The 295-nt window shown below is 41.0% G+C and carries 1 pseudogene; it reads left to right on the plus strand.

Annotation, left to right across the window (positions count from 1 at the left end):
• Positions 1-295, plus strand: a pseudogene (locus tag H4J56_RS19440) (transposase); the annotation flags it as partial.

The raw sequence follows: 295 nt of genomic DNA on the forward strand, positions 1-295 counted from the left end.
GCTCACGCTGTCATGAATAATCACTTACATTTAGTCCTTCATGTTGATAGTGAAAAAGCTAACAACTGGACGACGCTAGAAGTACTGTCCCGTTGGCATAAGTTGTTTAAAGGCACCCTGTTGACTCGTCAATTTCAACAAGAGCAATCATTAACGACATTCGAAATGGAAATGGTTGAAGAAACAGCACAGGTCTATAAACAGCGCTTAATCGATATCAGTTGGTTTATGCGGGCATTAAACGAGCCTATTGCTCGACAAGCCAATAAAGAAGATAAATGCACGGGGCACTTTT

Origin of the sequence: Colwellia sp. BRX8-4, from assembly GCF_014077345.1 — a bacterium.
Lineage (GTDB): Bacteria > Pseudomonadota > Gammaproteobacteria > Enterobacterales > Alteromonadaceae > Colwellia_A.